The 20,569-nt window shown below is 57.9% G+C and carries 17 protein-coding genes and 1 tRNA gene; 11 read left to right on the top strand and 7 right to left on the bottom strand.

What is annotated here, in order from left to right; all coding sequences use genetic code 11:
* Window position 1: 1 nt before the first annotated feature.
* The 5 genes from RISK_RS01550 (at window position 2) to RISK_RS01530 (ending at window position 4,969) form a co-directional block, all read left to right on the top strand.
* Window positions 2-859: an alpha/beta hydrolase gene (locus RISK_RS01550; protein ID WP_236695940.1), complete on the top strand. Its 858-nt coding sequence runs from the start codon at window positions 2-4 to the stop codon at window positions 857-859.
* Window positions 860-925: 66 nt separating this feature from the next.
* A complete protein-coding gene (gene gatB / locus RISK_RS01545) occupies window positions 926-2,419 on the top strand; it encodes an Asp-tRNA(Asn)/Glu-tRNA(Gln) amidotransferase subunit GatB (RefSeq protein WP_047812495.1) in 1,494 nt (497 codons plus the stop codon).
* 215 nt (window positions 2,420-2,634) lie between these two features.
* On the top strand, window positions 2,635-3,159 hold the full coding sequence (locus tag RISK_RS01540; protein ID WP_236695939.1) for a hypothetical protein: 525 nt from the start codon (window positions 2,635-2,637) through the stop codon (window positions 3,157-3,159).
* Window positions 3,156-4,034 (top strand): hypothetical protein, encoded by an 879-nt coding sequence (locus tag RISK_RS01535; protein WP_047812494.1) that lies wholly within the window; start codon window positions 3,156-3,158, stop codon window positions 4,032-4,034. Before RISK_RS01540 ends, RISK_RS01535 begins: the two co-directional genes overlap by 4 nt.
* A 5-nt stretch (window positions 4,035-4,039) precedes the next feature.
* Window positions 4,040-4,969 (top strand): alpha/beta hydrolase, encoded by a 930-nt coding sequence (locus tag RISK_RS01530; protein WP_236695938.1) that lies wholly within the window; start codon window positions 4,040-4,042, stop codon window positions 4,967-4,969.
* On the opposite strand, the gene RISK_RS01525 is transcribed toward RISK_RS01530, so the two are convergent.
* Genes RISK_RS01525 through RISK_RS32420 form a run of 3 tightly spaced genes read right to left on the bottom strand, consistent with a single transcriptional unit; the run spans window position 4,952 to window position 7,218 of the window.
* Window positions 4,952-5,680 carry a GNAT family N-acetyltransferase gene (locus tag RISK_RS01525; protein WP_047812492.1) on the bottom strand — a complete coding sequence of 243 codons (729 nt, stop codon included), beginning with the start codon at window positions 5,678-5,680 and terminating at the stop codon, window positions 4,952-4,954. The two genes, RISK_RS01530 and RISK_RS01525, sit on opposite strands and share 18 nt — an antisense overlap.
* 9 nt (window positions 5,681-5,689) lie before the next feature.
* Window positions 5,690-7,027: a GNAT family N-acetyltransferase gene (locus RISK_RS01520; protein WP_047812491.1), complete on the bottom strand. Its 1,338-nt coding sequence runs from the start codon at window positions 7,025-7,027 to the stop codon at window positions 5,690-5,692.
* Between the two features lie 8 nt (window positions 7,028-7,035).
* Window positions 7,036-7,218, bottom strand: a complete 183-nt coding sequence (locus tag RISK_RS32420; protein WP_047812490.1) for a hypothetical protein — start codon at window positions 7,216-7,218, stop codon at window positions 7,036-7,038.
* Here RISK_RS32420 and RISK_RS01510 point away from each other — a divergent pair.
* Window positions 7,217-8,527, top strand: a complete 1,311-nt coding sequence (locus tag RISK_RS01510) for an outer membrane protein assembly factor BamB family protein (RefSeq protein ID WP_236695937.1) — start codon at window positions 7,217-7,219, stop codon at window positions 8,525-8,527. The genes RISK_RS32420 and RISK_RS01510 overlap by 2 nt on opposite strands.
* 358 nt (window positions 8,528-8,885) lie before the next feature.
* Here the strand turns inward: RISK_RS01510 and RISK_RS01505 are convergent, their stop codons facing one another.
* Window positions 8,886-11,840: a hypothetical protein gene (locus RISK_RS01505; protein WP_236695936.1), complete on the bottom strand. Its 2,955-nt coding sequence runs from the start codon at window positions 11,838-11,840 to the stop codon at window positions 8,886-8,888.
* Between the two features lie 126 nt (window positions 11,841-11,966).
* On the opposite strand from RISK_RS01505, the gene argH reads away from it, so the two are divergent.
* Window positions 11,967-13,349, top strand: a complete 1,383-nt coding sequence (gene argH, locus RISK_RS01500; RefSeq protein ID WP_047812688.1) for an argininosuccinate lyase — start codon at window positions 11,967-11,969, stop codon at window positions 13,347-13,349.
* 369 nt (window positions 13,350-13,718) lie between these two features.
* Here argH and RISK_RS31260 read toward each other — a convergent pair.
* The 3 genes from RISK_RS31260 to RISK_RS01490 form a co-directional block, all read right to left on the bottom strand.
* Window positions 13,719-13,792 (bottom strand) — tRNA-OTHER (locus RISK_RS31260).
* Window positions 13,793-13,949: 157 nt separating this feature from the next.
* Entirely contained in the window at window positions 13,950-14,537 is a 588-nt protein-coding gene (clpP, locus tag RISK_RS01495) for an ATP-dependent Clp endopeptidase proteolytic subunit ClpP (RefSeq protein WP_007339633.1), read from the bottom strand.
* Window positions 14,538-14,595: 58 nt separating this feature from the next.
* A complete protein-coding gene (locus RISK_RS01490) occupies window positions 14,596-15,213 on the bottom strand; it encodes a ClpP family protease (RefSeq protein WP_047812687.1) in 618 nt (205 codons plus the stop codon).
* A gap of 314 nt (window positions 15,214-15,527) precedes the next feature.
* On the opposite strand from RISK_RS01490, the gene RISK_RS01485 reads away from it, so the two are divergent.
* The 4 genes from RISK_RS01485 (at window position 15,528) to RISK_RS01470 (ending at window position 20,259) form a co-directional block, all read left to right on the top strand.
* The gene (locus RISK_RS01485; RefSeq protein WP_047812488.1) at window positions 15,528-16,352 is read left to right on the top strand and encodes a GDSL-type esterase/lipase family protein; all 825 of its coding nucleotides are present in this window, start codon (window positions 15,528-15,530) and stop codon (window positions 16,350-16,352) included.
* Window positions 16,353-17,136: 784 nt separating this feature from the next.
* Complete coding sequence (gene rpe, locus RISK_RS01480) at window positions 17,137-17,844, top strand: ribulose-phosphate 3-epimerase (protein ID WP_047812487.1); 708 nt, start codon at window positions 17,137-17,139, stop codon at window positions 17,842-17,844.
* Entirely contained in the window at window positions 17,841-18,422 is a 582-nt protein-coding gene (locus tag RISK_RS01475) for a histidine phosphatase family protein (RefSeq protein WP_047812486.1), read from the top strand. The genes rpe and RISK_RS01475 overlap by 4 nt, the downstream gene beginning before the upstream one ends.
* A 412-nt stretch (window positions 18,423-18,834) precedes the next feature.
* The gene (locus tag RISK_RS01470; RefSeq protein WP_047812485.1) at window positions 18,835-20,259 is read left to right on the top strand and encodes a Gfo/Idh/MocA family protein; all 1,425 of its coding nucleotides are present in this window, start codon (window positions 18,835-18,837) and stop codon (window positions 20,257-20,259) included.
* Window positions 20,260-20,569 lie beyond the last annotated feature (310 nt).

The raw sequence follows: 20,569 nt of genomic DNA, 5'->3' as shown, positions 1-20,569 counted from the left end.
CATGCAGCAATCGCCACAGTGCGAGATCGAGATGTTCGACGGTGCCGGTCGGCTGCGATTGATGTCGCGGCGATGGCGTGTGACTCGTCCGCGCGGTCGCGTGGTGTTTTTGCACGGTATCGTCAGCCACTCGGGATGGTATTTGGCCAGTTGCGATGCTCTGGCTCAAAATGGATTTGAAGTCCACTTCCTGGACCGTCGCGGCTCGGGAGGCAACCCATACCGTCGCGGTGATGTCGATGACTGGCGGCATTGGATCGACGACGTGGTTTGCTTTCTGAAAACTCAACCGCGTGATGTGCCGTTGATCCTGGGCGGGATCAGTTGGGGCGGCAAACTGGCATCGGTGCTGGCGGCTGAGCATCCTGAGCTGATTGATGGGTTGGCACTCGTTTGTCCTGGAATCTACGCGGCGCAGTTCCCTTCGCCGGCCAAGTATCGATTGCTCGGCGGACTTTCGCGGTTGGGCCTTGGCGGGTTGCGGGTTCCGATTCCGCTGAAGGATCCCGCGTTGTTCACCGGAGTCGCTCGCTGGCAATCGTTCATCCAAAAGGATTCGCTGACGCTCCGGAAAGTCAGCGTCCGATTCGCGTTGGAAGACCGAAAGCTGACCCAGCACGCTCGGGAAGTCGTCCCGACAATTCGCACGCCGACCTGGTTGGTGCTGGCGGGACAGGACCGGATCGTCGACAACGCGAAAACACGTGAAATGTACAGTCAGATGGCGGCGAGCGACAAAGAATGCACGTGTTACGACCAGGCCGCCCACACGTTTGAGTTCGAACCCGACCCGCGGCCCTATTTTCGTGATCTGACGAATTGGGTGACTCGGGTCGCTCGCAAAACGGCTGGGGATTGAGCCCATGGGAAGGATGCGGGATATTGCCGGTGCATCTCCGTTTTTCCTGACTCACCGGCTCACCGCATGACTGCCTCCGCGATCTTGGCCTGCCAAAAACATCCCGTCACGACCATCATCGGGCTGGAAGTCCACGTCCAACTGAAAACTCAAACCAAGCTGTTTTGTGGATGCACCACCGAATTTGGTGCCCCCCCCAACACTCAGGTTTGCCCGGTTTGCTTGGGGATGCCCGGAGCGCTGCCGGTGATGAATCGCGAGGCGATCGCGTTGTCCGTCAAAACCGGATTGGCGTTGAATTGCGACATTCCCCCGCTGACCAAGTGGGATCGGAAACAATACTTCTACCCCGATTTGCCGAAGGGCTATCAAATCAGCCAGTTTGATTTGCCGATCTGTGCCGATGGGTACCTGGCAATCAGCACGGACGATGGCGAGACCGAACGCCGAATCAGGCTCGTACGGGCACACTTGGAAGAGGACGCTGGCAAGAGCATGCACGATGAAGCGTCAGGCATCAGCGATACGAAGATCGACCTCAACCGATGCGGCACACCTCTGTTGGAAATCGTCAGCCAACCGGACCTCCGGTCTGCCGATGAGGCCAGAGCTTACCTGAGCGAACTGAAGTTGCTGCTGACTCACCTGAAGGTTTCCGATTGCGAAATGCAAGAAGGCAGCCTGCGAGTCGACGCCAACGTGAACTTGCACATCGACGTCGAAGGCAAAAAAATCGCGACGCCGATCGTTGAAATCAAGAACCTCAACAGCTTCCGAAACGTCCAGCGATCGATTGACTACGAAGTGCAACGTCAACTCGTCGCTTGGGAAGAAAACCGCCAAACGATCGATGACTCTCCCAAGACCACTCGTGGTTGGGATGACTCCGCCGAGCAAACGTTTGCTCAACGAGAGAAGGAAGAGTCGGCGGACTACCGATACTTCCCCGATCCCGATTTGCTGCCCGTCCGCCTGCCTCGCGAATACGTGGATTCCATCGCGGAATCGTTGGGCGAATTGCCCGCCGTGACTCGCGAGCGATTGCAGACGCAGCACCGCATCAAACCTTACGACGCCGAGGTGATCGTCAACCAAGGTCCCGACGTGATCGAATACTTCGAGACCGCCGTGGGAGCCAGCGGCGACGGACGTCGCACAGCATCGTGGATGATGCAGGACGTCATGCGAACGATGAAGGAACGAAACCTCGACATCGATGCCTTCCCTGTTCCGGCCGAGCGACTCGGTGAACTGATCCGGATGATTGTCGACGGGAAGCTGGACAACAATCGTGCTCGCGATGTGTTTGAGCACTTGCTCACGCATGACGAAACGATCGATCAAGCCACCAAGTCGCTGGGCATCGAAGCGGTCGACGACGACGCACTGGAATCCCTGTGCAAGGAACTGTTGGCGGCCAACCCACAAGTCGTCACGGACGTGCAGGCCGGCAAGCAACAAGCGGTCGGAGCCTTGATCGGACAAGCCAAAAAGAAGAATCCCAACGCATCCCCGCAGGCCGTCCGCCAATTGCTGATCGACCTGATCGCGAAGATGTAGTCACCCGACTGCCAGTGGCCAACGACGGCGTTCCGGCACAACCCGCACAATCGTTTCGGTCTGGATCCGGCGGTGACTGGAACGGCGACGTGATGTCGCAGAACCGCCTCCTCCAATGCCGATGATTGGGTGTGGGGTACGTTTGAATATTCCCACTCGGCGTGATGTCGTTGACCGACCGCGCCCGTCGAATTTCTTCCATCGGCCATGGCCCCATGAATGCTTCTGCGAAACCTTCGACGCTTCGATCGAAGCCGGATTGGGGATATCGCATTCTGATCACGGTCGCTGCGGTCGTTGCCGCTTGGTTGCTGCTGATGCCCGTGTGCCCGCCAATCATTCACTCAACGATGCAGCGGTTCCACTTGCGAACGCCTTCGTTCGCTTGGTGGGCGATCCAGACGCCGATTCCGGCGATGTACAACTTCAAGAACACCACCGAAATTCGTGACTTGCCGCCGGAAGGTGAACTGGCCGGGTTGGTCGATCCGCTTTGGTTGTCACCCTTGGACGAGAACGCGACCGGACTGGGCGTCTTGGCAACACGAACCATCAACCACTACCCGGCACGTGAATTCACCTTCGCCAACGGGCGAGTCCGCTACCTGCAGGACGGCGAACCGCGTTGGTTGGTGATGGAATCGCATTACCGTGGCGAATCGCTGCAATCAACGTACGAGCTGTCATGCGATGACGCTGGGATGTGGCGAATGATGCTGGCCGAGGATTCAGCGCAATGAATCTCGTCGCCAAATTCAGGAGGCAGCTTTCAACGCTTCTCAAGAAACTGTCCTGGACGCCACTGACGCCGCTCCATCTAACATGGGTCGGCATGATGCTGGGTCTGTTTTGGAAGTGGACGTTTTACTTGTTGGCCGATCGAATCTATGAAGCCATCCCGATCCAACACGATTTCTTCCCGACTTGGTTGCAATCGGCGACGGTGTTGCGAGTTGCCTTCTTAACAGCTGCCATCTCCGTTGTTGCCGCATGGATCACAGAACAACGCTGGCCGCGATGCTTCGCCGCTGGCGTGACGTGGATCTCAGCGACGGTGATGATCTGGCATCAGGGCAGCTACAACGACATGACCTTCGTCACGTTTTGGTGGTGCAGCCTGTGGGCGTTTTGGTACACCACGCGGTTGGAACTTGACTCGCCAGAGGAACTCGGACGCAAAGCAAGCTTCCTCAGTCGCGTGATCGTTTCGGTGGTGTTGCTGGGAGGAGCCTCCGGGAAATGGACGGCGGAATACTGGTCCGGCGATGTGTTGTGGGAAATCTATTTTCTCGACCGAGACTTTTGGGTCTTCAACTTCTTGCGCGGCAACTTTGACACCGAAACGCTTCGCTCCATCGCGACGTTCTACAGTCGCAAAGTGGTCTTGATTGAAACCGTCGCGGGCCTGGGTGTTTGGTTGCTTCCCGCTCGCTGGGCGGCAATCATTGGAGCGATCGTGTTCACTTCCATTGCCTTGTTCTCGAATTTCATGCTGTTTTCCGTGTTGAGCCCGCTGATCGGGTTGTCGCTGGCCGGATGGTTGCCTCGAGCAGGCACCCAAGCTGAAACGCCTTCCGCATTGGAAACCCAAACGACCCCAGGCGTGAGTGGATGAAACGCATGCGTCCAATTCAAAACTGGTCCCGGTGCATTCGGTTTGGACTGCTCAACCGCTTTGTCCTCCGCCCAACCACGGACCCGATCGACCACCGCCCTCAAATTCGATGTCGCGTCTCACTGTCGGATCACTCGAAATCCGATTCCAACGGTCGTGCACCTGACGCTTGGATTGAATCCTTCGTGCATCGCGTCGGAAACACTTCGGCAAACAGCGCCCAAGACAACAGCCGCCTGGAAGATTGGCGAGAGATCCCGCCACCCGAGGATCTCGTGCTGAAGTTCCCCGGAACGGGCGGACGAGCGGAGCGGTCAACACCGTTTCCAATGCAACCCAAGCAACCGATTTCGAAGTCCGCCGAAGTGTGGACCTGGAATCCACCTGGCTATGGTGGCAGCCCTGGCAAAGCAACGCTCCAGAATTTTTCAAACGCAGCAGCGGAGTGGTCCCTCAGAGTCCTCTCGGCACGTGCCCAGCAATCCTCCAGTGGCAACGAGACACGCATTTGGCTGTGCGGCAACAGCCTCGGGTGCTTGCCCGCGATGCACGTTGCGTCATTGCTTCAGGAGGCGTGGCCTTCCGCGGTTCTTTGGGTGCGAAATCCACCTGATTTGCGTCGCGTGATTCTGAACATTTCGGCTCGCTGGCGTGCAACCACCGCGATGCAGCATGTCTCCGCAGTGTTGCCCCAAAACGTCGATGCAGTCGACTTGGCAGGCCGCTGCAAGATTCCCGCCGTGTTCCTGATGTCCGAAAAAGACTCGCTGGTGTTGCCTGAATACCAAAAGGCAATCCATGCCGCTTACGCTGGTCCCAAACTGGTGGTGGAACTGTCTGGCCTAAGCCACGACGATGTACTGGAAGAGGAACACCGCCCGGCGATCAACAATGCGCTCGACTGGGTGATTCGCAGGTCACAACGACCAGCGTAGCCCCGGCGCATCCGAGGCAATGTGCGGCCTTTGACGGCTGGCTTCTAACTGCACAGTTTCCTTCATCCGACGTTCCAAGTCAGGAACCACGCTGGCTTGCATGCGTCCACGACCAACGCGATAGAGCCGTCCGACCCGCTGGAAACCGCACTTGTGAAACGTGCTCTGCGAGGCAACATTCGTCCAATCGGTTGTGGCGAACCAATCCTGCAGATTCAACCCCAAGGCGTCTTCGTGGATCAATGAACGAAGCAGATTCGCCATCAGCCCGCGACCACGGTGTTCTGGATCGGTCCAGGCATTGAATAGAAAGCCACAATGCGGTGGCATGTTGAGCGAAGATCCCAGATGAGCACTCCGACTGAAGTTTTCAGAGGCGGGAATGTAGCCCGTCGCAGCCCAAATGAATGAGATGACTCGCTCGTCGTTCCGAATCCCAAACAACCATTGATCACCCGGTCCATGGTCGCTCGACGCAGCGGTGCGAGCGATCCCCGTTCCGACAACAGGACTGATCCGGTCGTCGCGACGCAGGGGCTCCAGTTCTTCGAACTCAATCACATGGGCAACCAACTCATCGGATGCTGGACGAATCGGAGGAGGCTCCGCAGCGTCCACCGGTTGGACCGGCGATGCATGCAACAAACACGTGACATCCATCACATGCAGTCGCCGTATCGCTCGATAAAGAGTTGCTAGAGTCGCGGACATGATGAACTCTCAATTGCTCGGTTCGGGTTCATGCGAAAACGCACCCGGACGTTGATAGTCTTGAATGGAGTAGATCATGGCCGACTCCAACGGCTCTTCCTTTTCCTCGACAATGGTTTGATGTGCCACCGAAAGAATTGCCGGCACAACCGCGAGCGATTCTGTCACGCTCTTTTGATCAGGAAGGAAAGCTCGATGCTCTTCAGCAAAGGCTTCCTCGAGAGTGAGCGGTTGTTCTTGAGGCAGATCTTTCATGCGTCGCCACTGGACTTTGAGCAACTGGGTTGCACGATCTTGGGCCATTCGCACTTGCCCGCGAGCATGCTTGGCAAACACAGAGATCTCTAACAGGGGAGTCGGGTGGGAGTGCAGACGACCCTTGTAAGTTTCGTCACCGCGCATGTAGTCGATGCCCGCGCGACCATGACGGTGAGCCTCACGGAACATGTGCGAGTTCAACAGGATGCCCGGTTTGAGATCTGGGTACGCGTGATTGACACCGGTGCTGTAGCAGTACTGACGTCCATCGTCACCGATGTAGTGCAACTCGGTCGCGACGACCTCGTCTTGGTAGACCAACTGAGGCAGCAGCAACCGGCCACGATCGCTCATTCTCAACGTGGCATCGGTCACAAAACGAACCATGCGCTCATCGGCGTAAGTCCCTGGTTCCCCGACCGCTTGCCAACGCTTTTGATGCATCTCGATCAGCTTCGACACCCCTTGGCGAGCTTCCGCGGGGGATCCCGCATCTCGCACAAAAAGTTCTCCGTCGCTTTCATCCAACTTGCGAAGCAGACCGCGAACTCGGTTGCGATACTTGCGTGAACGCGTCGCCAACAGATCTTCCCAGGTCGCTTCGCAACGATTGAACCAGAGGTGCATCCGAGTGCGAATGCTGGTCGGAACTTCTTCGGCCGCCAGACGTCGCAAGAAGATTTCCATCGCCGGGTCACCCGCGATGGTTCCGTCGAAATCGATTTGGTCCCATCCCTGTTTTCGATCCGAAGAACACTCGATCAGAAAGCTTGCGAAAGCGTTGGCAATCTCTTCGCGATCCTCGGGGCGTGCCAGAATCGAAACGTGATCGGTGCAGACATTGCCGGCGGCGAGGGTCTGCAACCGACGCAGGTCACCCTCGGTTCGCTCCAGAGGCAGCATCCCACGGCAAACGCCCGATTCATCTCGGGCGACCATGAAAAAGGCTCGTTCGGCATTGCCAAACTGCTGCCACCAGGATTGCAACCATACGGTCTGCCGAAACGGAATCCCGCCTGCCAGGCGGTCCCAGGCAGTCATGTCGGACAACAGTTCTTCGGGCGAATCGGTGATTTCAATGTGGATCATGCGGAACTTTAGACCACCCCCCGATTGCCCATTGCAACAAACGAATTGATTTGACCTACAATCAGTGCGTCTTCACGCAGAGACACACCCCAACCCGCACAATCATCGCAACCCGCCGCGATGCCATCCTTCATCCCACCAAAACCCATGCCCATCTCCGCATCGCACGCCGCCCCTCGTTGGACCGTCATGATCCGTCGCACACTTTTGGGCGGATGCATCGCGGCCAGCACCGCTTGCGGCTCCGTCTTGCCCGCGAACGATTCCACTTCGACAGGCCCCGCACCTTCCTCGTGGACTCAATTCCACGGGCCCAGCTCCTACGGCGACGCCGGTGCCGGCACGTTGCCAACCAAGTGGAGCGATGACGATTACGCTTGGAAGGTGCAACTCAATGCACGGCATGTGGGTTCGCCTGTCGTGGCAGGCAACCAAGTCTTCCTGCTCGACACCGCGGTCAATCCGTCCGATCAATCGATGACGATGGACTTGGTCAGCATCGATGTGTCGACAGGCAAAGTCCTCTGGCGTCGTTCACACGCCTTTGAAGAAGCTCATCGTCACAGCCGAAACACGGCCGCCTCCAGCACACCCGTCGTGCACGAAGGGCATGTCTACTTCGTCTACGGAGATGCCAACCACGCTGAGTTGTTGGCGTACAACGTGAACGGTGAAGCCGTCTGGTCACGCGACCTAGGGACTTGGTCGGGAGTGCATGGTTTTGGTGCGAGCCCCGTGGTGATCGATTCCCAACTGCTGTTGTTCAACGATCAACAGTCCAGCCGATTGGAAGCGTGGCAAACACCAGGCAAGAGTTCCATGTTGGCGTTCGATCCCAAGACTGGCAAAACGATTTGGGAAACCCCCGTGACCTCCACGCGGCCTTCGTACGGTGTGCCAACCACGGATGGACAACAACTGATCGGTGCCAGCACTGGCGATGGTATCTTTGGCCTCGATCCAGAAACCGGCAAGATGCTGTGGTCGCTCAAAGTGTTCAACAAACGAGTTTGCAGTTCACCGTTGGTGGTGGGTGACTTGGCCATCGGCACCTGCGGAAGCGGTGGTGGTGGGAATTACCTGTCCGCCGTGCGGATCCCCAAGAGCGCGTCGGAACAACCCGAGGAAGCCTTTCGGATCACGACCGCGGCACCGTACGTGCCAACACCCGCAGTCAAAGGCAACCTGATGTTCCTGGTGTCGGACTCAGGCATCGCCACCTGCATTGACTGGACACAAGACGGCAAAAAGGTTTGGTCGAAACGATTGGGCGGCAACTTTGGTGCCTCCCCCATCATCGTCGGAGATCAACTGCTGGCCATTTCGCTGGACGGGACCGCGCACGTGTTGTCCGCTAGCGATTCAGCAACTCAAGCTGGCAAATTCGATCTTGGCGGCCCGGTCGGCGCGACCCCCGCGTTCACCGGAGGTCACTTGTTCCTTCGCATCAACGACCAACTCTGCTGCCTCAAAACGAAGGAAGCAGGTGGGCAGGAATGATTGGGTTGAATCCCGTGAGCCGTTTGGGCGTTCGCCTGGACTGCGAAATATTCGGTGTTGCGGAGCGTATTCGTTTGCGAAAGTTTTCATCCCGGTAGGGATGTCAGATGGTAGCCGTCGGTAAGCGATAGCGCCACCGACGGACATGCAACCCGCGTCGCCACTCTCCCTCCCGGGATGGAAAAAGCCGGAAGCCGGAAGAAAAGTTGCATCCGCTATCAGAGCTCCAACACCAACTTTCAGCAGTCCAGCGTTAGCCGCGGTAATGTGCGGGAACCGTGGCGAACGCCAAACGGCTCACATCCCCGATGACACCTGCGTACCTGCTTAGAAAAAGTCGTCCCGAGTTTCGAATCACTCATTGAGCTCGGGCGATCTCGATCGTTGCATCGGCAATCAAGCGGTTAGCGTACTGCGTCAAACGCGCCTCCGCCCCTCGGAACCAACCCAGCAAAGGCGTTTGGTAGTCGACCGGAGCATAGGGCGACGGACCCGTTGCATCCGACGGCCAAGCCGTGCTGACAAAGCGGCGACGGGCCGGGTCGAACCGGTACTCGCCACCGAGTGGGCATTGAGGCCGACCGCCCAACACCAACTCGGCTTGGTCGAGCACTTCGTCCACTGGCACGCTGAGTTGGGCCACCAACGAATTCAGGAACTCGGCTCCCGCCAGACTGGCCGTGGCGGCGCGTTCGTACAATTGCTGGTTCACCCAACCTTCCAGTTTGGTGCCTTTCAAGTTGTCGATCCGGCCTCGCACCTGAGCAGGGTCTTCGACTTCGTTCGCGGCCAGATGTGACAGAGATGCGTTCAACACCTCCGGCTGGAATGACAACACACTGAAGCCGCCTCCCGTGTAGCGATACACACCTCCAATCAATCGGTTCATGCCTGGACCAACCGGTTGCCCGCGTCCCAGGCCCAAGGGCAATCGGTCCAGCGCACCAGGTTGAGGCCATGCGCCCAAGTACCCGGGCAACACCTTCAGCGCTCGATACTTGCTGATCAAACCACCGATCGACTCCGGTTCGGGCGGGAACGAATCCTTGATCGCCGCAAACAAATGCGTTGGTGGCCCGAGCGTTTCGGAAGCCACGTGAGCCTGCAGCGCCACCACATCGTCTGGAGCGAAGTCGATCGCGACTTGGGTTGGTGGCCCAAGCTGTCTCGCCCAACTGCCGTAGTTTTCGGGTTGCCAAGGAGCGATCTCAGCGTGAATCGTCAACCTTTCACGGCGTTCTCCACCGGCAGCGCCCGACGGATCCACCGGGAATTCCTCCCGTTGGACGCCGATCACGATCGGATCCAAGGAACTGAATTGATCGCTGTAGGCGGCCGCGATCTGGCCGTACCAACGCGATTCGCTAGCGGTTACCAAATCAACCGGATTGTCGGCGATTGGCAAGAAGTTTCCGCGAGCCCCTCGGCGAGTGTCCACCAAACGATTGCCAAACGAAACCACACCGGTCCCATCCGCTCGCTCACCGAAGTTCTCAGGCAAAAATCCCATGTCGATCAACGTGTCGATCTCTTCCATGGGAGGTTCACCCGGAATGGCATTCGAGCGAGCCGCCATGCGAGCCAAACGCACCAGCGCAATGTCGGCTTCCGCCTGCATCCGCCGACGCAGTTCGATCAAGTACGACGGTTCCAACAACCCTTGCAGCATCTCAGCCGAGAAATACGCAAAGATGGTGTCGTTGCGTTCCAACGGCATGTAGCTGCGTGCCAATTGAAAGTCCGCCGTGGCGGCCAAGGACTCTCCTGTCTGGGCAACTTCCAGAAAACGATCGGCGATCGTTTTGCTGTTCGTGACCAAGATGCAAGAGCCCGCCTCGACCAAGAACGATCGCACTCGGTTGTCACTGCTCCGAAGCAATGTGGCAGAACCATGCTGCAAATCGACTTTCTTCAGTGTCAACGCATCGTTGCTGTCCGCCAACTTCGTTCGGTCGCTGTTCAAACTGCTGCGAAGCAAGAACACATTCTTGGCGTGGAATAACACGCCGATCGACGCGCCGTCGTCCAAGTACAAATCGCGACCGATCAAGGCTTGATCTTCGATCACGCTGGGGCCGAGCAAGCGGCTCATCGCGTTGGTTTGCACGCCCAACTGACGTTCCAAACGTTCAGCAGATTCATTGCTGATCCCACGCAGGGTGATCATGCGAGAGATATCGCCGCCGTATTCCAAGGTCAGGTCGCGAAACCAAAGGTAGTTTTCAAACGAGCCGTATCGCAAGTAAAAACATTCCGGCGGAACATGCTCGGCCAACACCTCCATCGCAGGTGTTTCCACCGGAGCGGTCGCCATCGGCGATTGCCACGCTGGAGAGGCGGGCAAGGGCAACGCTGCGACTTGAGCCGGTGCAGGGTCGTTCAGAGTTTGTTGCAACGCCCCACCCGCCGCAGCCGTCGCGAAAACTTCGTTGGCGACTCCTGCCGCGCCACCAATCCACTCGAGCGTGTGAAGCAACGGGTCTTGGGTTTCGGTTTCGTCCCCCCGTCCGAACCACGCTGGCAACGGCAGATTCAAACGCCCCGACAACATCGCGACCAGGTAGGTTGGGACCCACGGCGGTGTGTCGGTGGCATCCATTTGTCGTTTCGCGGCGGCCGTGGTTTCTTCCCACCACGCCGTCTGCAGGGTTCGAGCGAGCGTGGGATCGGTCACCGGTCGAACGTCGACCATCGTCAGGGTTCCCAGGTGATCTCGCACAGGAACCGAGAACGGCTGGTCGCCGGTGAACAAAAACATCACCCGCCGACCGACCGTTTGGTCTTTCGGGTCATCATTGGACGCCAATTCGCGAATCAGGTTGCCGACTCGATTGAGCAAACGCCCGCGGCCGATCTGCGGCACAGGTTGCTCCGATGGCGGACGCCCCATGGTGACCCGCACGTCGTTGCTGACGGGATAAAAGATCCTGGTCGACGCTGGAGCAGGTTCTTCATCGATCGTCAGCGGTCCTGGTCCAGGACCCACGATCGGATTCTGCAGCGGCATCTCGATCACAGCGACCCCGTAGGGCTGGCCAACGACAGCTTGGGCACGAACGTTGACGCTGTTCGCCGCCGCTCCAAACGGAAACCCACCCGGCCTCGGAACGGGCTGTCCCGGCGAGGCAAACGGGGTCTGCGGGATCGGGGCGGGCTGCAGAGGTGTGGCGGGCAACTGAGCGTTGGCGATTCGAACGTCGCCCGCGATCAACAGGCCCAACATCCCCCCCACGGACGCCAGCACGATCGCGAGAAATGGCTTCTCGGGAAACAAAGTGCGAATGGGGCTGGATTGTTCAGACGGGGAAGGCATGATCAGAGTCTCGTGGAAGATTGGCAGCGTGGTTTTCACCAGCCGTGTCTTGCGACATTCTATTCGGGCCTGAATTTGGGCACGCGAATCCAGAACATTCGAAACCTCTCACCCAGAAAGTCAACCGTGGCCAGCCCGTCTCGAAGTGGTGTCTTCCAAGCCGAAACCGATGCCCGACTGGAAGCATACGCCGAAAGCATCAGTTTTGACTCGCGGTTGTACGAGCACGACATTCGCGGGTCGATCGCCCACGCGAACATGCTTCGCGAAGTCGGGCTGCTCACAGAAGAGGAATTCAAGCTTATCCGGGACACTTTGGAAACCATTCGAGGCGAACTCGACCGCGGCGAATTGCCGATGCGATTCGAACTCGAAGACATCCACATGCATGTCGAGCAAGCCCTGATCGATCGGATCGGTGACACCGGCCGAAAACTGCACACCGCTCGCAGCCGAAACGACCAAGTCAGCACGGACACCCGAATGTGGATCCGGCAATCCCTCGATGAAATCGATGCGTTGCTGGTCGATCTGCAAGCGGCGTTTCTATCGCGTTGTGAGAATGACTTTGACGTCATCCTGCCCGCCTACACGCACCTGCAACGCGCCCAACCGGTGCTGGCGCCGCACTACTGGCTCGCCTACATCGAAAAACTGGAACGGGACCGACAACGCCTCGCGGATTGCCGAAAACGGGTCAACCAATGCTCGCTGGGGATCGCCGCGGTCGCTGGCACAACGCTTCCCATCGATCGCCATCACACCGCCTCAGCACTCGACTTCGAAGGCATCACCGCAAACAGCCTCGACACCAGCAGCGACCGTGACTTTGTGGTGGAGTCCACCTTCGTGCTCTCACTGATCGCGTCCCACCTGAGTGGCTGGGCGGAAGAGTGGATCCTGTGGAGCACGGTGGAGTTTGACTTCATCCAAATCCCACAAGCCTTCTGCACCGGCAGCAGCATCATGCCACAAAAGGTGAACCCGGACACCTTGGAATTGACCCGCGGCAAATCGGCTCGCGTGATGGGCGCGCTGCAAACCCTGATGCTGCTGATCAAGAATCTGCCGTTGGCTTACAACCGTGATTTGCAAGAAGACAAGCCACCGTTGTTCGATGCCTTCGACACAACCCGAGCGATGTTGGAACTGGCCGCACCGATCGTTCGCGGAGCCGAACTCAAACGCGATTCCATCGCAGCACGCATCGAGAAGGGCTACCTCGATGCGACGACCTTGATGGAGTGGATGATCGCTCGCGGGATGCCCCAACGCACTGCTCACCACTTGGTCGGTGCGATCGTCTCGGAAGCGATGCAGCAGGACGTGAGGCTGTCGGAATTGCCTCTGGCAACCTACCAAAAGCTCAGCGATCAAATCGATGAATCGATTTACGAGGTGCTCGGCACGACCAATGCGATCGCCGCTTTCCGCAGCGAAGGCTCCACCGCACCGGCCCGAGTTCGTGAGCAGATCCAGCTCTGGACATCACGCCTGGAAAACGCGTGACCAACGCGGTCGCAACCCGTATCCCATCGACGCCGCTCGCTGGGAGGTCAACGTAGGCCAGGCCCCACCAGCCTGACGAATCGGTGCGAAGTGGTCACAGACCGTAGCCGGATTTGCCAGAATTCGGACGCTCACCAACTCAACCATCTGAATTCTAGCGAGTCCAGCTACCACTCACTTCGCAACCCGAACGCGTGAGCGAGGGACCACCAGGGCATTGAAAAAGTGAAATTGACAATTGTAAATTTCAAATTGCTGTGACGCTGGAAGCAGGTTGCCTGAATCCGCGATTTTGCATTTTGCAATTGTCAACTTGCCCTTTGCAATCAGCACCACGCAGGCGTTGCAAGAACGCCTCCAGAGCGAGAGTACCCCCTGCCCGATTCGAACGAGCGTTTCGGCCGGATAAAGGCCGACGTCCTGGGCCACTAGACGAAGGGGGCGAGGCAAAACCCGCTGAGACAAAATCTCAACGCGTAGTGGACAAGGCAACGAGTCTCGGTGCTGGCTCGTTGCGCGGCCGGACTCGTTGCCTCGTCCACTACGGTTTGTTTGCGAGATGGCCGGCGGAAACCGGCCCTCTCACTGAATCAAAATCGATCAGTCGTCGATGCTTTTGACCACCTTGTCGATCAAACCATAACTGCAAGCTTCATCGGCTGACATGAAGCGGTCACGGTCGGTGTCCTCTTCGATCTTTTCGAGCGAGTGACCGGTGTGTTCGATCATGATCTCGTTCATGCGTTGCTTGATTCGGCGCAACTCAGCGACGTGGATTTCCACTTCACGCGCGGTGCCTTGCATGCCAGCGAGTGGCTGGTGAATCATGATCCGAGCGTTCGGCAATGCGAATCGCTTGCCCTTGGCACCGGCGGTCAACAGGACCGCGCCCATCGAGGCGGCTTGGCCAATGCAGTACGTCGCGACGTCACACGAAACGAATTGCATCGTGTCATAGATCGCCATTCCCGCCGTGATGCTGCCACCAGGCGAGTTGATGTACATGTGGATGTCCTTCTTGGGATCGTCCGCTTGCAAAAACAGCATTTGAGCGACGAGCGCGTTGCTGATTTGGTCGTCGACTTGTTGCCCCAGAAAAATGATCCGGTCCTTCAGCAACCGGCTGTAAATGTCGTACGTGCGTTCTTCGCGGCCGTTGCTTTCGACCACGTAAGGGATGACGGGCATGATGATGTCCTAGTTGTTTTGGTTCGTTGAGAAGAGGAGGTCCGAAGTCTGAGAGGAATCAGTCTTCGTCGTTTTCGCTCACGGGAGTTCCCAGCAAGATGTCGTCAACGAGCCCGTACTCTTTGGCTTGTTGGGCGTCCAAGAAGAAATCGCGATCGGTGTCCTTGGCAATTTGCTCGACCGATTTGCCACAGTGGCCGGAAATGATTTCGTTCAATTTGTCGCGGTAACGGAACATTTCAGCGGCTTGAATTTCGATGTCGCTGACTTGACCCGAAACGCCACCGAGTGGTTGGTGCATCATCACGCGGCTGTTGGGCAAGCAGAATCGTTTTCCCTTGGCACCACCGACCAGCAACACGGCTGCTCCGCTGCAGGCTTCGCCGACGCAATACGTGGCGACGGGGCACGACAGCATTTGCATCGTGTCGTAAATCGCCAAAGTCGCGGTCACACTGCCGCCGGGCGAATTGATGTACAGGTGGATGTCTTTGCGACGATTTTCGCTCTGAAGGTACAACAACTTCATCACGATTTCGTTGGCGTTGGCGTAGTGAATCTCGCCTTGCATGAAAACGATTCGGTTTTCAAGCAACAAATCGCCCAGCGTCATCTGACGCTGACGCTGGTAACTCTGATAGGAAGCCGCATTTGCGAGACGATGATCCGAAGCCATGGCGTGTTGCGCGTTTAGGTTCTGATCATGCAGGGACGGAAACGGGGAACCAAACGGATCGGACATTCGTGGTAGCCTTTGGCGTGGAATACAGGGTTGCCGTCATGAACAAAAGGCCCAATCGGGGCAAGAAGGTTCAGTGTTCGCGATTGAACACCAGGTGACAAGACGGGTTGACCCACGAAGGTGTTCTCCGAAGCCGTTGCGATGCATGCTAAACTACGCATTTTAACTTTCGGGCCCTTTCGACTCCCTCCGCGGTGCCCTTTCGGCGGCACCGCTCCCGCCCCATTCCCCTCACCCCCGATCCCACCATGCGTTTGCGAACCACCGCTCCCCATCCGCCTCATTTGACTCGTTCCACACTCCATCCATTGACCGCTTGGATTCTGGGCGGACTGACGTGCGTCGCGATCCTTCCCGCCGCGACAGCCCAAGACGCGTCTGCCCCCAATTCGGCCGCTCCAGACGCCTCCGAAGCCGATCCCGACCTCCTAGCGCCCTACCGCGACGCGGCCACCAAGCGATGGGAAAAGGAAATCCAGAAATATGAGACTCTGGATGCAGAAACCACCGATCCAGCTGACGGGATCCTGTTGATTGGCAGCAGCAGCATCCGTCGCTGGGACTCTGCGGCAGAAGATCTGGCCCCGTTTCGAGTCATCCCACGTGGTTATGGCGGAGCGAAGTTCTCCGATTTGGCAGTGTTCGCGGAGCGACTGATCACGCCGCATGATTTTCGCGCTGTGGTGGTTTTCGTCGCCAATGACATCTCGGGGCGTGAAAACGATGCCGACCCCGCCGAGGTCGAGAAATTGGTTCGCCACGTCGTCGCGGTCGCTCGCGAGCACCGTCCCGATGCCCCCGTGCTGCTGGTCGAAATCACTCCGACCCGTTCACGCTACGACGCGTGGCCCCAAATCCGCGAACTCAACGCCAGATTGCGAGAGATTTGCTTCACCGAACCCAATGTGCACTTCGTTTCCACAGCGGAAACGTTCATGACGCACGACAACCAACCGCGAGAAAACCTGTTCGTGGGCGATCAATTGCACCTCAACGAAGAGGGCTATGTCATCTGGGGCGACCTCATTCGCAATCGCCTGATCGAGGTCCTGCGCGAACAGACCCACGATTGAATCGTCCCGTCCCTGACCGGCCGGTTGAATTCACTCGAGTTCACAACCCGACGCGTGAGCGAGGGACGCCCCCAACTCCCACGACGGCCCCATCCGGGGCGACCGTTTGTTTTCCGGCATCGGTCTCTCGGAGCTTCCGCCCCGAGCGAAGCATGACGGCCCCATCCGGGGCGATACCCAGACGCCCGCCACCATTTATTTTTCGAACGTCCCAAGTTCGAACGTCCCAAGGGAGGGTGATAATAAACGCTTGGCAACACGGCACGACCTAAAGCGTGGTCGGTGGGCTGCCGCGATCCAAGCTTCCTGCCAGGCAAAACTTGCCGGACAGGCAGCCAACTCGCAAACTTCACCGTCTCCCAATCAAATTTCTACGGAAGATTCCCCGCCATTGCAATTGCTAGCAAATGCCGGTTGTTTTGAATTTGCGAGTTACGTCCGCCATTGTGGCTTGGAGGACTCCCCCTGAGTTTCCTCTGCCGATTGACAGCGGCACCGGCTCTTGTTCAATCTGTTGCCCCATCGATGCAATCGTGTGTCGTCATTTCGTATTCCGCCTTCCGATCGGATCGGATTTTGGCCGCGAAGATTGGCACGTCGATCGCATCACACCAACGCAATGTGGGCATTCCGCTGACAAATCAGCTGGATGCAATCGCAAATCGCAGGCGGCTCGGTTTCCCCGAGCTGGCGGCGAGACCTCGATTGAGCGTTTTCGGACGTTTCCATTGGCCACCTGGCGTGATCCCTGCGTGGTGAATCCATTCCCCGATGAGACAACTGTATGAGCCGAGCGAAGCTCGATTCCATCCGTGCTGCTGGGCCGGCAATTTTGCCGAGCCTTTTGCAATGTGACTTTGGTGATTTACGCACCGAGGTTGAAAAGCTGACCGCCGCGGGAACGCGTGTGTTGCACTTGGATGTCATGGATGGCCACTTTGTGCCCAACCTGTCCTACGGCATGCCCATTGTCGAAGGCCTGCGTCGTCACACGGACATGCCGTTGGATGTCCATCTGATGATCAGCGATCCTTTGGCGTATGCAAAGCCGATGGTGGATGCTGGCGCGGACATGCTGACCTTCCATGTCGAGGCCGTGAATGACAGCGTCGACGTGGCGGGAAAGATTCACGACCTGGGTGTGGGTGTGGGCGTTGCCATCAACCCCGACACCGATTTCACCCAGTTGGACGCCTGCCTGGATTGCGTCGACATGGTGTTGGTGATGAGCGTCAACGCTGGGTTCGGCGGCCAAAAATTCAATCCGGTGTCACTGGATCGGTTGCGTAGCCTGAAAGAACGTAAACCGGACTTGCTGCTGGAAATCGATGGCGGCATCAAAGCCGAGACCATTGGCGCCGCTCGCGCGGCCGGTTGCGATTTGTTCGTCGTTGGCTCCGCGATCTTCGGCCAGCATGATTACGAAACCGCGATCAACGAACTGACCCAAGCCATGCATGGTTCGCCTCCTCCATCAGGAGAACAGTCATGATTTCACTTTGGCCCAAAGCAGCTTCCAAGCTGGTTTTGATTCGTCCCGGCGCGACGACCTTTGATGAACAAGGTCGCATGAAGGGCAACCTGGACGTGCCGTTGTGCGAACGCGGTCGTTTGCAGGCGGAAGCTCTCGCCAGTGAATTGGCGGGCATTCGCTTGAATGCGATCTACTGTGCCCCCTGCCAATCCGCAGTGGAAACAGCAACCTGTCTTTCCGAAGGCCGCGATCTGCGTCCCAAGGTCATCGATGAGTTTCGCAACGTGGACCACGGCCTGTGGCACGGCAAACTGATCGAGGAAATCCGGCGCAACCAGCCTCGACTGTATCGGGAATTGTGCGACACACCAGAGTCGACTTGCCCTCCCGGCGGTGAGTCGATGCACGAAGCCGCACACCGTGTTGGCAAAGCCGTCCGACGAATCCTCAAACGCAACCGGAATCAAGTCGTCGCCTTTGTGATCCCCGATCCGTTGGCATCGTTGGTCGCCAGCCAACTGAAAGACGAAGCACTCCCGGAAATTTGGAAGGTCGAGACCGATGCCGGCAATTGGCAGCTGATCGAAACGTCCTGATTGAGAAACCGCCTCAACGGCGACGATTTGCTGCGGCACACGGCCTCCGGTGATCGCCTGCCCAAACGGGCGAATTCCCCCTAAAACAAATGCCTCAGGCCGCTTCTTCTCGGGAGCGGCTCTTTTTCTGGATGGTCATTTCGTTCCCCCCTGCGCCAAATTTGTGCTGTTCCCTGTCCTGTTCCGAGATTCCCAGAACCAGCGGACTCACAATCGTTCTTGCGGAAAGATTGAACGGCCTCTATTGAGTTGTTAATCTAGGCACTCAGGTGAAGTACAATCCGATTGCAGGATCATCGCTCCACTCTGCGATCACCTACGATATCTTGTTACAGAATCTCGCTGCAGCCTGATGCGGTGGCGATTCACACTTCCGCCCGCCCACCCTTCCTACCTTCGGAATTGTTTGTCCATGACCTCGAAAACCAACCGCCGTCGTTTCATTGGCCAATCGGCCGCATTGACCGCAGGAGTCGGCTACTTCGCTGGCACCAGCGTGGCACAAGATGAGTCATCCTCCGCATTGAACTCGTTGTCAGCAGCCTGCATCGGCGTCGGCGGCAAAGGTGGCAGCGACACCAGCCACATCGCCAACCAAGGTGTGAAGATCGCCGCCCTGTGCGATGTCGATCGCGACACCCTGGCCAAGAAGGGACGTGAGTTCCAAGATGCGGAACAGTTCGATGACTTCCGCGAAATGCTGGACAAGATGGGCGACAAGGTCGACATCGTGACCTGCAGCACGCCGGACCACACACACGCTGCGGCATGTGTCAAAGCCATGAACATGGGCAAGCACATCTATTGCCAAAAACCCATGACTTGGTCGATTCGCGAAGCTCGCCTGATGCGAGAAACCGCTGAGAAGACGGGCGTCATCACTCAGATGGGCAACCAAGGCACCAGCGAAGACGGTCTTCGCGAAGCAGTGGAAGTCATCCAAAGCGGCGCGATTGGCGACGTCAGCGAGATCCACATCTTCAGCAACCGTCCCGTGTGGCCACAAGGTGGCGGACGCCCTGCCGGCGAAGACCCCGTGCCAGATTCGTTGAACTGGGACGCTTGGATCGGCCCAGCCCCGATGCGTCCGTTCGTGAAAGGCGCTTACCACTCGTTCAACTGGCGTGGTTGGGTCGACTTCGGCACCGGTGCTCTCGGTGACATGGCCTGTCACACCACCAACATGCCCGTCAAAGCCCTTCAACTGTGGGACCCCATCGCGGTCACCGCGGTGAAGAACCCTGGCATCGTCGAAGGCGAACAGTACCCCGGCAGCAGCTCGCTGATGTTCGAATTTCCAGAACGCGAAGGCGCCGACGGAAAAACGTTGCCACCATGCAAGTTCTACTGGTACGACGGCGGCAACCTGCCACCTGAAAGCATCATCTCGCAATTGCCCGAGTCGTTCCAAAAACGCGTTCAAGCTCAACGCGACGGCGGCCGGAAACAATCCGGTGCAGTCATCGTCGGCAGCAAAGGCCTCGTGTTCTCACCCGACGATTACGGAGCCAAGTACTACTTGCTTCCAGAAGACAAGTACGTCGACTTCAAGAAGCCCGAACCTTGGTTGCCTCGCATCCCCTTCAAAGCCAGTGGCGACGAGCGTCACAAATGGGAATTCGTCAGCACGATCAAAGGCGAGTACGAGCCCGGCACCATGTCAAACTTCGGTTACGCTGGCCGCCTGACCGAAACGATCTTGGTCGGCAACTTGGCGATGCGTGCCGGCGAAGGCCAACGCATTGAATGGAACGCCAAGGATCTGACGAGCCCCAATGTGGAAGCCGTCAACCAGTTCGTCCAACGCGAATACCGCGACGGTTGGAACTTGGGCTGATCTGCCTTGCGGCTAATTGAGCCGACAACCCCATGACAAACGCCAAGAGCCCGGTATCCACCGGGCTCTTTTTTTGTAGATCTGCCGTGCCGACCTCCCCCAAAATGCAGGCCGAACCTCACCTGGCCGACATTCGATCCGCTCGTAGGCCATGTCCCACATGGCATCCACGCCAATGCTTTGGAACAAAGCGAGGCGTGTTCACGGCCGGGCATGTCACTGCCCTGGCAAATCAACCGGCCAGTGACGTAGGCCAGGTTCTACCTGGCACTCACGCCAATGCTTTGGAACAAAGCGAGGCGTCGAACCA

It is taken from the genome of Rhodopirellula islandica (assembly GCF_001027925.1).
Taxonomy (GTDB): Bacteria; Planctomycetota; Planctomycetia; order Pirellulales; family Pirellulaceae; genus Rhodopirellula; species Rhodopirellula islandica.
This window is presented reverse-complemented; position numbering and strand designations above follow the sequence as displayed.